Genomic DNA, 12107 nt, shown 5'->3' with positions numbered 1-12107 from the left:
AAATGGAATGGCGGGGGCTGTCAGACCGGGCGAGGAGCCTGCTTTGTGTTGACAATGCCAACACGCGGACCCATGGTGCTGGAATGAAGTCCGACCCCGCCCTGGCAGAGACCAACATTCACCTGCGCGCTCGGGTGCGGGACCGCGAGCTCATCGACCAGGCCGCGGAATTGGCCGGGACGAACCGGTCACAGTTCATGCTCGCCTCCGCACTCAAGGAAGCGAAGGCCGTGCTGCTCGAACAGACGACCGTGATGGCCGACGCCAAGGCGTTCCGGAACATTCTCGACTGGATGGACGCCCCCCCGTCGCCCGAACAGGAGGCCGGGGTGAAGCGGCTGTTGGCGGTTCGGCCGCCCTGGTCACGTGAGTGAGCCGGCCGGGGATCTATCCGCTCCGGTGCCTCTGACCGAGGCCCATGATCTCTCGTCGTTTCGCAGTGGCGAGCCGGTTCTCGACGACTGGCTTCGCGAACGCGCTCTCGCCAATTCCTCCGTGCTTGCGAGCAAGACTTACGTGGTCTGCCGCGCCGGCACGGCGGCTGTCGTCGGGTATTACGCGCTCTGCATGGGCCAAATCCTCAATCGTGAGGCGACCGGGGCCATGCGGCGCAACATGCCACGGCACATTCCGGCCGTTGTTCTCGCGCGGCTCGGGGTGGATCGGGGACGACAGGGCCAGGGACTGGGCAAGGGATTGCTCCAGGACGCGGTGTTTCGAAGCGCCCGGGCAGCCCGGGAAATCTCGGCTTGCCTTGTGATCGTGCACGCTCTCGCGCCGGCTGCCGAGGCATTCTACAGCCGGCATGGATTCGTGCGACTCCCGGTGGAGACTCCCACCTACGCCTTCGATCTGCTGACGTTGTCTCGAACGAGGTGAGCGGTCAGCCCCGCCTTGCCGCGATGCGGCCGCGCAGCGCCTCGGCGGTGAGGCGGCGGACACTGGCTTCCAAGCGGCGGGTCACCGCCTTGCGGTCGGCCGTGCCGGCGTCGAGGCGGACCGGCTCGCCCCAGGTGAGCGTCACGTCGATGCCGCCGTGGCGGCCGATGTGGAGGAGGTGGGGCACCAGATCGGCGGCGCCGTACCAGGCCGCCACCGGCCGGTGCTGGCGGCCCATCGGCAGCCCCTGGAACCCGGTGTAGGCGATCGACAGCGGCTGGATCGTCACGGCACCCCCCTCGGCGAGCGCGTCGCCGGCGGCGCCGATCAGGGCGGAGCGGAACGGCAGCACCCGGTTGCCGTCGCTCGACGTCCCCTCGCCGAACAGCACCACGGGGTCGCCGCCGGCCAGCCGCTCGGCGATCTCGGCGTTGACGGCGCGGGTCTTGTGGCGGCGGGCGCGGTCGACGAAGACGGAGCGCTGCAGCTTGGCGAACAGGCCGAACAGCGGCCAGGAGGCGATCTCGGACTTGGCGACGAACACCACCGGCAGGCGCGACGTGATCACCGAGATGTCCAGCCAGGAGACGTGGTTGGACACGATCAGCAGCGGCCGGTCGCGCAGCGGCCGGCCGACCTGCCGCACCTTCACGCCGAACAGCAGGCAGACGATGCGGTGGAACAGGGTCGGGATCAGCCGGCGCAGCGGCCAGGCGAAGCGCACCGACACCCACTGGAACGGCAGCAGCGCGGCGGTCGCGAGCGCGAACCCGGCGCCGGTGACCGCGAGGCGGAGCATCAGGAGGCCTTGTCGTCCAGCGGCACCGCGTAGAGCTCGAGCCGGTGATCGATCAGCCGGTAGCCGAGTTTGCGCGCCACCTCGCGCTGGAGCTGCTCGATCTCCTCCGACTGGAACTCGATCACCTCGCCGGTGCGCAGATTGACCAGATGGTCGTGGTGGCTCTCGCGGATCGTCTCGTAGCGGGCGCGGCCCTCGCGAAAGTCGTGGCGCTCGATGATGCCGGCGTCCTCGAACAGCTTGACGGTGCGGTAGACGGTCGAGATCGAGATGTGCGGATCGACGAGCGCGCAGCGGCGGTAGAGCTCCTCGACGTCCGGGTGATCGTCGGAGCGGGCCAGCACGCGCGCGATCACGCGCCGCTGCTCGGTCATGCGCATGCCCTTGGCGACGCACTGCGCCTCGATGTTGGTCGTGACCTGCTCGCTCACCCGAAGCTCCGCCGTTCGATCCTGTCCACCGTTCGGTCCCGAAGACCGTCCGATCCTGCCGGGCGGTGGGATCATAGGGGGGGCCGGATGCACCGTCCATTGCGCGGCGTCAAGGTCCGGGCGGGGCATGTCCACGCCCGCCGCGCCGGCCGGCGGCGATCGACGCGCCGGATCTCATCGGGGATCACATCAGGTCGCGGCGGAGCACCAGGGCGACGGCGGGCGGGCCACCCGCCCGGTCGTAGTAGCCCGGGCGCTGGCCGACCTCGCGGAAACCCGCCGATTCATAGAGTCGGCGGGCCGGCACGTTGTCCCTGTCGACCTCCAGGAACACTTTCTCGACGCCGCCGGCGGCGAGCCGGCCGAGATGGACGGCGAGCAGGCGCCCCGCGACGCCGCGATTGCGCCGCGCCGGGGCGACCGCGACCGAGAGGATCTCGGCCTCCTCGGCGGCCCGCCGGGTGATGACGAAGCCGGCGACCTCGCCGCCCATCTCCGCCATGTCGGCGACGACGTTGCGCTCGGCCAGGAGCCGCTCGAACTCCTCCTCGCTCCAGCCGCGGCGGAACGACTCGGCGTGCAGGGCGGCGAGCGCCGGCGCGTCGGCCGGCTCGGCGGTGCCGAGGCGGGCCTCGGCGCCCTTCCACCAGCGGCGCACCAGCGCGATCATCGCCGCGCCACCCGGGCGCCGTCCTGCGGCTTGGCGTCGGGCGCGCGCAGGTACAGGGGCTTGGGCGAGGCGAGCGTCTCGGCCGCGACGGCGCCGAGCCGCGCCACCCAGTCGATGTCGGGGGCCGGCGTGGTGTCGACGCACAAGGGCGGCTGCGCCCCGGTCATCCAGGCGGCATGAACGAGCGCGGCGGCCGAGCCGACCAGGCGGGTCGGGGCGGCGGTGGCGATGCGGGCGGCCTCGCGAACGCTGGCGACGCGCGGCGCGATGACGGCGCGGCCCCCTTCGCCGACGAGCTGCATGTAGACCTGCTCGTGGCGGGCATCGATGGCGGCGAGCAGCGGCGTGCGGTCGTCGCTCGCGATGTGCGGGGCGGCGAAGCAGGCCAGCGTGGTGAGCCCGACGACCGGCTTGCCGGCGGCGAGCGCGATGCCGCGCGCCGCCGCGACCCCGACGCGCAGGCCCGTGAAGCTGCCCGGCCCGAGCGTCACGACGATGCGGTCGAGATCGGTGAACTCGAGGTCCGATTCGCTCATCACCCGCGCCACCATGGGCATCAGCGCCTCGGCGTGGCCGCGCTCCATCAGGCGCGATTCGTGCGCCAGCACGCCGCCGCGACCGAGGTCGAAGACCGCCACGGAGCAGGCCGCGAGCGCGGTATCGATGGCGAGCACACGCACGATGGAACGCTCCGGCGGGAGTCTTTACGGGACCGGTCCCGGCGGGACACGGCTTCGCCAGGATCTTGTTCGGACGACTGCCGGCAGGGTGCCGTCCCGGCCCGGATCGCGCAAGCGAATCCGATGTCGGGACGGTGACGGATGGGCAGAGGCGACCCGCTCGTGGCGGGGAGCGCGGCCGAAGCCGTAGCTGTAGTAGCTATAGGGTGGGCAAAGCCGCGACGCGGCGTGCCCACGCGGTCGGTCATGTGAACGAGATGCTGAACGGGGGGGGGGCACGACGCACCTGCGGCGTGCCTTTGCCCACCCTTCCGTCTGCCGACCGAAACAAAAAGCGGGCCCGCCGGGGCCCGCTTCGGAACCTGCGCGCGAGAAGCGCCGGCCCACCCCAACGGCTCACACCGGGCGAACCTCCTCGACCTCCGGGACGAAGTGGCGAAGCAGGTTCTGGATGCCGTGGCGCAGCGTCGCCGTGGAGGAGGGGCAGCCCGAGCAGGCGCCCTTCATGGCGAGATAGACGATGCCGTTCTCGAAGCCGCGGAAGACGATGTCGCCGCCGTCGTTGGCGACCGCCGGGCGCACCCGCGTCTCGATCAGATCCTTGATCAGCTCGACCGTCTCGGCGTCCTTCTCGTCGTAGAACTCGTCGTCGGCCTGGCCGGCGGAGCGCTCCAGCATGACCGGCTGGTCGGTCATGAAGTGCTCCATGATCACGCCCAGGACGCCCGGCTTGATGTGCTGCCAGTCGGCGTCGGTCTTCGTCACCGCGATGAAGTCGGAGCCTAAGAACACGGCGGCGACGCCCGGGACGTCGAACAGGCGCTGCGCCAGGGGCGAGGCGTCGGCGTCGGCCTTGCTGCGGAACTCCAGCGTGCCGTAGTCGAGCACGGTGCGGCCGGGCAGGAACTTCAGGGTGGCGGGATTGGGGGTCGATTCGGTCTGAATGAACATCGCGGCTCTCCGGGCCGCGGTTCAAGGCCGCGGCGGGTGGTCCTGATCCGCAGGAGCGGGTACCGGCGCGCAGGAGCGAGCCCGGTCCTCAAGAGATGTCCCTTCGCGGGACGGGCGTCAACCGGGCGGCCGAGCCGATCCGTGGTCGTACCGACGCAGGGTTTCGCGCCGACGCCACGTGTCCGCGGCCTTCAAGTCATGGCGTCGAGCTCGTCGTCGCCGAGATGGCCGGGCACGATCGCCATCGGGATCGGAAACGAGCCGGCCGACTTGGTGAGGCCGCTGACCAGTGGGCCGGGGCCTTCGCTGTCGTCGCCGGCGGCCAGCACCAGCACGGCGATGTCCTCGTCGGTGTCGATCAGCCGGGTGATCTCGGTCGCCGGGTCGCCCTCGCGGATCACCCGGTCCGGCGTGATGCCGGAGATGCCGTTGGCGCGCGCCGCGAAGCGGGCCAGGATCGCCTCCGCCTCCTCGCGCTGCTCGGCTCGCATGATGTCGGCGACGCCGAGCCATTGCGGCGCCCGGTCGCCGGTCTCGATGACGCGCAGCATCACCATGCCGGCGCCGGTGCGGGCGGCCCGCCGGGCGGCGAAATAGACGGCGCGGTCGCATTCGGGCGTCTCGTCGATGACCACGAGGAACTTGGGCTTGTGCCCGGCCTCGTAGCTGCGGCGCTTCCGGCTCATGCCATGCCCCGGGCGGCGTCCCGGCGCCGCCCCTTTCAGAGGCGGAATCTGCCACGGCGGGGCCGTGCCCGGCAAGGTGGGTCCGAGCGACCCGCCCCCTCCTACGTCCCGACGAAGCCGACGATCTCCTTGACGTGCCGCATCGTCTCCGAGGCGAGCACGCGGGCGCGGGCGCTGCCGTCGGCGAGAATCCCGTCGATATAGGTCACGTCGCTCGTCAGCCGCTTCATCTCGGCGCCGATCGGGCCGAGCTTGGCCACCGCGAGGTCGATCAGCGCGCCCTTGAAGGTCGAGAACTGGCCGCCGCCGTATTCCGCCAGCACGGCGGCCGGTGTCGTGCCGGCGAGCGCCGCGTAGATGCCGACCAGGTTGTCGGCCTCGGGGCGGCCTTCGAGACCTTTTTCCTCGCTCGGCAGCGGCTCGGGATCGGTCTTCGCCTTCTTGATCTTCTGGGCGATGGTGTCGGCGTCGTCGGCGAGGTTGATGCGCGAATAGTCCGACGGATCGGACTTCGACATCTTCTTGGTGCCGTCGCGCAGGCTCATCACGCGCGTCGCCGGGCCGGTGATCAGCGGCTCGGCCAGCGGGAAGAACTGCCCGTCGGCGAAGCCCGCCGCCTCGATGTCGGTCTTGAAGTCGTTGTTGAACTTCTGGGCGATGTCGCGGGTCAGCTCGAGATGCTGCTTCTGGTCCTCGCCGATCGGGACATGGGTGGCGCGGTACACCAGGATGTCGGCGGCCATCAGGCTCGGATAGGCGTAGAGGCCGAGCGAGGCGTTCTCGCGATCCTTGCCGGCCTTCTCCTTGAACTGCGTCATGCGGTTCATCCAGCCGAGCCGGGCGACGCAGTTGAACACCCAGGCGAGCTCGGCGTGCTCCGGCACCTGGCTCTGGTTGAAGACGATGTGCGCCTTGGGGTCGATGCCGGCGGCGATGAAGGCGGCCGCGACCTCGCGGATCGACTTCCGCAGCTCGGCCGGCTCCTGCCACACCGTGATGGCGTGCAGGTCGACGACGCAATAGATGCACGCGCAGCGCGACTGCAGCTTCACGAAATTGACGATGGCGCCGAGATAGTTGCCGAGATGCAGGTTCCCGGTCGGCTGAACGCCGGAAAACACGAGGTCGTTGAACGCCATCACCCATCCTCCTGATCGCGGCGGCGGTGTGCCACGCGAGGCCAGGGGGCGCAAGGGGCCGGTCGGATATATGCGCCCGGGCGGCTCGGGCGAGTCGCGGCGGGCGATCAGCCGCGTGGGCGGCGCAGCGCGGCGGCGATCTCGGCGGGGCGGACGACGCGAAATAGCCCGAGCAGCGCCCCATAGGCGGCGGTGCCGACGGCCAGCAGCATGAGCAGCACGGCGAAGCGGCCGAGCGGGCCGGTCGGAACGCCCGAGCCCTCGATCGCCGCGCGAGCGGTCGCCACCACGGCGGTCATCACGAGCGTCGCGAGCGCGATGCGGGGGATGCGGATCGCGGCATCCCGGTCGATGCGCAGCCAGCCGCGCCGGGCCAGCACGACGGCGAGCAGAGCCGGTGCCACATAACCGCCGGCCGCGATCGCCGCCGCGACCCCGACATGGCCGAAGATCGGGAACAGCGCCAACGCGCCGGCGCTCGACGTGGCGAGGCCGGCGAGTGCCGTCGTCATCGGCGTCTGGGTGTCCTCGCGGGCGAACGAGATCGCGCCGAGCACCTTCTCGGCGACATGGCCGGGCAGCCCGAAGGCGAGCGCCGCCAGCGCCGACGCGACCATGGCGGTGTCGTGCGGCGAGAAGGCGCCGCGCTCGAACAGGGCGCGGGCGATCGGCGTGGCGAGCAGCACGAAGCCGGCCGCACAGGGCAGCGCGAGACCGAGGGCGAGTGACAGGGCGCGACCCTGCGCGACGGCGATCTCGGTCGGGCTGCCGGACCGCACCGTGCCGGCGATCGCCGGTCCCATCACGGTCGCGATCGCCACCGAGACGACGCCGAGCGGAAACTCGTAGAGCCGGTCGGCGTAATAGAGCCACGACACCGCGGCCGGCGACGGCGAGGCGATCATGGCGCCGGCCATCAGGGTGATCTGCGGGATGCCGCCGGCCAGCAGCCCGGGTCCGGCGAGAACGAGAAGGCGGCGCAATTCGGGTCCGCCCGACAGCCGCAGCCGCCGCGGCCGCGCCGGCAGGCGCAGCGCGGCGCCGCCGATCAGCAACGTCTGGGCGAGCCCGGCGACGACGATCGCGATCGCCAGCACGGGGCCCGCATGGGCCGCCACGGCCGGCCCGCCGAGAAGGAGGGAGGCGACCGCCGCGATCAGCACCCCGTTGAACGCGATCGGCCCGAACGCCACGGCGCCGACCCGCCCCTCGGCATTGAGGAGGGCGCCCAGCACCGCGACGCAGCCGGCGATCACCACATAGGGAGCCGACAGGCGCACGAGCTGCGCGGCCGCCGCGAAACGCTCGCCGTCGGCCGCGAAGCCCGGCGCGATGACGTGGACGACCAGCGGTGCCGCGACGATCAGCGCGAGCGTCGAAAGGCCCAGCACGACGGCCGTGAGCCCGAGCGCGCCCTCGCCGAAGGCGCGCACCGCGTCGCGCCCCTGCGTGTCGCGCAGGCGCAGCCACAGCGGCACGAAGGCGCCGTTCAGCGCCCCTTCGGCGAGCAGGCGGCGGAACAGGTTGGGCACCTGCAGGGCGGCGAAATAGGCGTCCGCCATCGGCCCGGCGCCCAAGAGCGCGGCGATGCCGGCGTCGCGCAGGAAGGCGAGCAGGCGCGAGCCGAGCGTCGCGGCCCCGACGGCGCCGACCTTCGCGGCGACGCGGCCCTCGGCGCCCTCGGCCGACGAGAGGTCCGGGCTGTGCATGCGGTCCGGTCTCCGGACACCGTGGCGGGCGGGCGGCGCGGCGGCCGTGCCGGCGTTGAAACGGGGCGGCCCGTCGGTATAGTGCGCCGCCGCCTCGCGACGCACCCGACCGGGCGCGCGCGCCTCTCATGACCTATGCAGGGTCGACGGCGCCCCGGCAAGCGCGGCGCGCGCCGGCGGCGGCCCGCCCATCGCGAGTTATCGGATGACCGCTCTTCGCTACGACGTGCTCGGAATCGGCAATGCCATCGTCGACGTCATCGCCCGCGCCGAGGACGACTTCCTGGTGGCGCACGGCATGCGCAAGGGCGGCATGGCGCTGATCGACGAGGATCGCGCCGAGGCCGTCTATGCCGCGATGGGGCCGGCCGTGGAGATTTCCGGGGGCTCGGCCGCCAACACGATCGTCGGCGCGGCGAGCTTCGGGGTGCGGGCGGCCTTCGTCGGCAAGGTGAGGAACGACGGGCTCGGCGGCGTCTTCGCCCACGACATCCGCGCCGCCAAGGTGGCGTTCGACACGCAGCCCGCCGAGGGCGGCCCGGCGACGGCGCGCTGCTTCATCATGGTGACGCCGGACGGCGAGCGCACCATGAACACCTATCTGGGCGCCGCCCAGGATCTGCATCCCTTCGACATCGACCGCGACGCCGTGGCGGGTGCGGCGATCACCTATCTCGAAGGCTATCTGTGGGATCCGGAGAACGCCAAGAACGCCTTCCTCAAGGCCGCCGAGATCGCCCACGCGGCCGGCCGCACCGTCGCGCTGACCCTGTCGGACGCCTTCTGCGTCGACCGCTGGCGCGACGAGTTCCTGCACCTGATGCGCTCCGGCACCGTGGATCTCGTCTTCGCCAACGAGGCCGAGCTGCACAGCCTCTATCAGACCGCCGACCTGGACGCGGCGCTCGCCCAGCTCCGGCAGGACGTCAAGCTCGCCGCCGTCACCCGCAGCGAGAAGGGCTGCCTCGTCGTGTCGCGCGAGGAGACGACGGCCGTGCACGCGGTCCCGGTCGATCGCGTCGTCGACACCACCGGGGCCGGCGACCTGTTCGCGGCCGGCTTCCTGGTCGGGCTCGCCCGCGGCCGCGCGAACGCGGAGGCGGCCCGGCTCGGCGCGCTCGCCGCCGCCGAGATCATCCAGCATCTCGGCGCCCGCCCCGAGACGTCGCTCGCGGAGCTCGCCCGCGACAACGGGCTGTCGGTGTGAAAGCCTCGAGCTTTTAAGAGATTTTTCAGCATTCCGCAGCGTGCCGCCGGGGCGCCACAGTGTGCCACGGAGGGGCCGCTATTCGGCCAAAGCCGCCTGCGATGAGAGGAACCGTAACGATTTGGTAAGCGCGCATCGTTAACGATCGGTTGAGCCGACTTTGCTTCAGCCGCTCGGCGCGACACTCTGGAGCCCCTTGCCATGGGCGAGCACGACACGGGGGAGGGCGGCTTCGGCCGCCGACAGTTCGGGCCACACGATCTCGGAGCACCGGCGGGCGCCGGCGCCGTCGATCCGAGCGCGATCGATCCGAGCGCGATCGATCCGACGTCCATCGATCCGGGCCACGAGGCGTTTCCGGACCGCGAGCCAGCATCGCAGCCGCCGCCGGCGGGGCGTCCGCGCCTGCCCCGACCGGAGCCGGCGACGGCGGCCGGGTCGGGCGGCGGTCGCGACGGCATCGGCGGCCGCCACGGCGCCGTCGTGATCGACGGTCCGCAGCCGCAGCGCGCCCACCGGAGCGACACGCCCGTCAAGGCCGCGCCGTCGGTCGAGCACGACGGCTGGCGCAGCTCCGACACGATCGACATCGACGAGCCGCCGCGCCGGCGCTTCGGCTTCTCCTTCCAGGTGCCGCCCTACATGAAGGTGGCGGCCGTGATCGCGGTGGCGACCTCGTTCGGGGCGCTCGCCGGCACGTTCGCGGCGACCAGCTTCGGTCCCGAGCCGGCGGCGCCGATCGTGCGCGTCACGCCGCCCGACGACAGCGCGCTGCGCGCCACGGTCGCCGATCTGCAGCGCGACGTCGCCGGGCTGCGCACCAGCCTGGAGAGCGCGACCAAGACGCTGCAGACCCAGACCGCCAAGCTCGCCGACCGGTTGGAGCGGACCGAGAAGGCCCAGGCCGAGCCGGCCCAGAAGCTCGCCAAGCTCGGTGAGGCGATCGACCGGCTGGAGAAGCGGACCGCCCAAGCGGGCGTCCAGGCGGGCGCGACGCAGACCCAAGGCCCCGGGGCGCCGCCCTCGACCCTGCAGGCCCAGGCCTCCGCCCAGCAGCCCCCCGCCGGCCAGCCTGGACCGAGCCAGCCGACGCAGATCCATGCCGCCGCGCCGCCGGCCCCGCCGGCGTCCGTGGCGGTCGCCTCCGCCGACATGACGACCGCCTCGCTCGGCGATCCGCGCCCGCCGGCGCCGCCCGTCGTCAGCGGCTGGGTGGTGCGCGACGTGCGCCGCGGCATCGCGCTGATCGAAGGCCGCTACGGCCTGGTCGAGGTCGAGACCGGCGACACGCTGCCGGGCCTCGGCCGGATCGAGAGCATCCGCAAGCAGGACGGACGCTGGCTGGTGGTCACCTCGCGCGGCGTCATCGTCGCCCGCTGAGCGGGACAGACAAACGTCGTTTCCGACTGTTTCGGACGGGCGGGCCGCCGCAAGGCGCCCGCCCGTCGTCGTTTCGGGGTCGTTTCGGGATCGTTTCGGGGCGGGGGCTGCACAGCGAGGATCACGTTGTGGTCAGGGGGGCTTTCCGACCCGCCCCGGGCACGGGTTATGCTTGGCGCACAGACGCCAAGGAGCCCGCATGCCCGCCACCCCCGCCCGGCGTGCGACCCCGGTCCGGTCGCTCGTCCGTTTCGCCGCCTTCGTCGCCGTCCTGATCCTCGGTTGGATTCTGCCCATCGCCGCGATGCGGCCGGCCGTCGGCCAGCCGGCCGCGCCGGCGGCGCCGGCGGCGCCCGAGCGGCTCGACACCTGCCCGGGCCTGGTGTCGCGCACCTCGCCCCGGATCGTCCCGGCGGCGGTCGTGCCGGCCGCGCTCGCGCCCGACCAGGCGCGCGTCACCTATATCGGCCACTCGACCTTCCTGATCGAGAGCCCGCGGCAGGTGCGGGTCGCCACCGATTACAACGACTACGTCAAGCCGCCGGTCGTGCCCGACATCGCCACCATGAACCGGGCGCACTCGACCCATTACACGCTGTCGCCCGATCCCGGCATCCGCTTCGTGCTGCACGGCTGGCGCGACGACGGCAAGCCGGCCGGCCACGACATTTCCTATCAGGACGTCCATGTGCGCAGCGTCGCCACCAACATCCGCGACTGGGCGGGCGGCACGGCGCGGCACGGCAACTCGATCTTCGTGATCGAGGTCGGCACGCTGTGCATCGCCCATCTCGGTCACCTGCACCACACGCTGACGCCCCAGCAGGTGTCCGAGATCGGTCGAGTCGACGTCGTGCTGGTGCCGGTCGACGGCAGCTACACGCTCGACCTCGAAGGCATGATCGAGGTGATCGCCGCCCTGAAGGCGCCGCTGATGATCCCGATGCATTTCTTCAGCCGCTACACGCTCGACCGTTTTCTGGAGCGGGTGAAGTCCGACTACGAGATCGAGTTCGCCGAGACGCCGACCGTGGTCCTGTCGAAGACGACGCTGCCGGCCAAGCCGAAGTTCTTGGTGCTGCCGGGGCGGTGAGACTGGAGGCTGGCTTTGCATCAAAGGCCTGGAACCTCGCCCCGTCATCCCGAGGTGCCCGGCGAAGCGGGGCCTCGACGGATGCGGCCCCCGAGTGCGGGCCGTCGCCCTTCGAGGGCCGCGCTGTGCGCGGCCGCCTCAGCGTGACGGGGAGAGTCGATCGGCGGGTGCAGAACGGCGACGCCGCGATCGGGGGCCGTCGTCGTAAGCGGCGGTGTGCGCGGGTGGATGTGTGCAGACGACAGTCTGCGCTCGATCCGCGCACACGATGACCCGGACGCCAATCTCGCGATTGGTTCCGGATCCTGCCGCAACGCTCCGGGAAGGAGTGACGACAGCCCCCGCAACGAGAGACGTCTCGTCGGCGGTGGATCGGCCCGCCGAAGGCGTTCTAGAACCGCCCTCGACCGGACTTCCCGCGCCTCCCTGGGCTCGCGACAGATGCGCCCCGGCACAGTCAGGGCGACTGTCACCCACGGACCC

At 71.8% G+C, this 12107-nt stretch carries 13 protein-coding genes; 5 read left to right on the top strand and 8 right to left on the bottom strand.

What is annotated here, in order from left to right:
- The first annotated feature begins 83 nt into the window (after positions 1 to 83).
- Positions 84 to 374 carry a type II toxin-antitoxin system TacA family antitoxin gene (locus ACFSOX_RS17610; RefSeq protein WP_378479123.1) on the top strand — a complete coding sequence of 97 codons (291 nt, stop codon included), beginning with the start codon at positions 84 to 86 and terminating at the stop codon, positions 372 to 374.
- Positions 375 to 399: 25 nt separating this feature from the next.
- Positions 400 to 879, top strand: a complete 480-nt coding sequence (locus tag ACFSOX_RS17605) for a GNAT family N-acetyltransferase (RefSeq protein WP_378479122.1) — start codon at positions 400 to 402, stop codon at positions 877 to 879.
- 4 nt (positions 880 to 883) lie between these two features.
- Here ACFSOX_RS17605 and olsA read toward each other — a convergent pair whose 3' ends face one another.
- The 8 genes from olsA to murJ all read right to left on the bottom strand — a co-directional run bounded on the left by olsA (position 884) and on the right by murJ (position 7944).
- Positions 884 to 1678 carry a lyso-ornithine lipid O-acyltransferase gene (gene olsA, locus ACFSOX_RS17600; RefSeq protein ID WP_378479121.1) on the bottom strand — a complete coding sequence of 265 codons (795 nt, stop codon included), beginning with the start codon at positions 1676 to 1678 and terminating at the stop codon, positions 884 to 886.
- Positions 1678 to 2058 carry a Fur family transcriptional regulator gene (locus tag ACFSOX_RS17595; protein WP_378479172.1) on the bottom strand — a complete coding sequence of 127 codons (381 nt, stop codon included), beginning with the start codon at positions 2056 to 2058 and terminating at the stop codon, positions 1678 to 1680. Before ACFSOX_RS17595 ends, olsA begins: the two co-directional genes overlap by 1 nt.
- A 235-nt stretch (positions 2059 to 2293) precedes the next feature.
- Complete coding sequence (rimI, locus tag ACFSOX_RS17590) at positions 2294 to 2779, bottom strand: ribosomal protein S18-alanine N-acetyltransferase (protein ID WP_378479120.1); 486 nt, start codon at positions 2777 to 2779, stop codon at positions 2294 to 2296.
- Positions 2776 to 3459: a tRNA (adenosine(37)-N6)-threonylcarbamoyltransferase complex dimerization subunit type 1 TsaB gene (tsaB, locus tag ACFSOX_RS17585; RefSeq protein WP_378479119.1), complete on the bottom strand. Its 684-nt coding sequence runs from the start codon at positions 3457 to 3459 to the stop codon at positions 2776 to 2778. The genes rimI and tsaB overlap by 4 nt, the downstream gene beginning before the upstream one ends.
- Before the next feature lie 396 nt (positions 3460 to 3855).
- Positions 3856 to 4410, bottom strand: a complete 555-nt coding sequence (locus tag ACFSOX_RS17580; protein ID WP_378479118.1) for a NifU family protein — start codon at positions 4408 to 4410, stop codon at positions 3856 to 3858.
- Positions 4411 to 4601: 191 nt separating this feature from the next.
- Complete coding sequence (locus ACFSOX_RS17575) at positions 4602 to 5096, bottom strand: universal stress protein (protein WP_378479117.1); 495 nt, start codon at positions 5094 to 5096, stop codon at positions 4602 to 4604.
- Between the two features lie 101 nt (positions 5097 to 5197).
- Positions 5198 to 6235: a tryptophan--tRNA ligase gene (gene trpS, locus ACFSOX_RS17570; protein ID WP_378479116.1), complete on the bottom strand. Its 1038-nt coding sequence runs from the start codon at positions 6233 to 6235 to the stop codon at positions 5198 to 5200.
- A gap of 107 nt (positions 6236 to 6342) precedes the next feature.
- Positions 6343 to 7944 carry a murein biosynthesis integral membrane protein MurJ gene (gene murJ / locus ACFSOX_RS17565; protein ID WP_378479115.1) on the bottom strand — a complete coding sequence of 534 codons (1602 nt, stop codon included), beginning with the start codon at positions 7942 to 7944 and terminating at the stop codon, positions 6343 to 6345.
- A 205-nt stretch (positions 7945 to 8149) separates the two neighbouring features.
- Between murJ and ACFSOX_RS17560 the strand changes: the two genes are divergently transcribed.
- The 3 genes from ACFSOX_RS17560 to ACFSOX_RS17550 all read left to right on the top strand — a co-directional run bounded on the left by ACFSOX_RS17560 (position 8150) and on the right by ACFSOX_RS17550 (position 11624).
- Positions 8150 to 9151: an adenosine kinase gene (locus ACFSOX_RS17560; RefSeq protein ID WP_378479114.1), complete on the top strand. Its 1002-nt coding sequence runs from the start codon at positions 8150 to 8152 to the stop codon at positions 9149 to 9151.
- Between the two features lie 201 nt (positions 9152 to 9352).
- On the top strand, positions 9353 to 10531 hold the full coding sequence (locus tag ACFSOX_RS17555) for a coiled-coil domain-containing protein (RefSeq protein ID WP_378479113.1): 1179 nt from the start codon (positions 9353 to 9355) through the stop codon (positions 10529 to 10531).
- A 199-nt stretch (positions 10532 to 10730) separates the two neighbouring features.
- A complete protein-coding gene (locus ACFSOX_RS17550) occupies positions 10731 to 11624 on the top strand; it encodes an MBL fold metallo-hydrolase (RefSeq protein WP_378479112.1) in 894 nt (297 codons plus the stop codon).
- The last annotated feature ends 483 nt before the right edge of the window (positions 11625 to 12107 follow it).

The organism is Rhodoplanes azumiensis (assembly GCF_042682915.1).
Taxonomy (GTDB): domain Bacteria; phylum Pseudomonadota; class Alphaproteobacteria; order Rhizobiales; family Xanthobacteraceae; genus Rhodoplanes; species Rhodoplanes azumiensis.
The sequence above is the reverse complement of the archived record's forward strand: the minus strand, read 5'-3'. Positions and strand labels throughout refer to the sequence as shown.

Excerpts from the sequence above, each read along its gene's own strand:
- ACFSOX_RS17610 (WP_378479123.1), top strand. The coding sequence starts at position 84 with ATGAAGTCCGACCCCGCCCTGGCAGAGACCAACATTCACCTGCGCGCT.
- olsA (WP_378479121.1), bottom strand. The coding sequence starts at position 1,678 with ATGCTCCGCCTCGCGGTCACCGGCGCCGGGTTCGCGCTCGCGACCGCC.
- ACFSOX_RS17595 (WP_378479172.1), bottom strand. The coding sequence starts at position 2,058 with ATGCGCATGACCGAGCAGCGGCGCGTGATCGCGCGCGTGCTGGCCCGC.
- rimI (WP_378479120.1), bottom strand. The coding sequence starts at position 2,779 with ATGATCGCGCTGGTGCGCCGCTGGTGGAAGGGCGCCGAGGCCCGCCTC.
- ACFSOX_RS17580 (WP_378479118.1), bottom strand. The coding sequence starts at position 4,410 with ATGTTCATTCAGACCGAATCGACCCCCAATCCCGCCACCCTGAAGTTC.
- ACFSOX_RS17575 (WP_378479117.1), bottom strand. The coding sequence starts at position 5,096 with ATGAGCCGGAAGCGCCGCAGCTACGAGGCCGGGCACAAGCCCAAGTTC.
- trpS (WP_378479116.1), bottom strand. The coding sequence starts at position 6,235 with ATGGCGTTCAACGACCTCGTGTTTTCCGGCGTTCAGCCGACCGGGAAC.
- murJ (WP_378479115.1), bottom strand. The coding sequence starts at position 7,944 with ATGCACAGCCCGGACCTCTCGTCGGCCGAGGGCGCCGAGGGCCGCGTC.
- ACFSOX_RS17560 (WP_378479114.1), top strand. The coding sequence starts at position 8,150 with ATGACCGCTCTTCGCTACGACGTGCTCGGAATCGGCAATGCCATCGTC.
- ACFSOX_RS17555 (WP_378479113.1), top strand. The coding sequence starts at position 9,353 with ATGGGCGAGCACGACACGGGGGAGGGCGGCTTCGGCCGCCGACAGTTC.
- ACFSOX_RS17550 (WP_378479112.1), top strand. The coding sequence starts at position 10,731 with ATGCCCGCCACCCCCGCCCGGCGTGCGACCCCGGTCCGGTCGCTCGTC.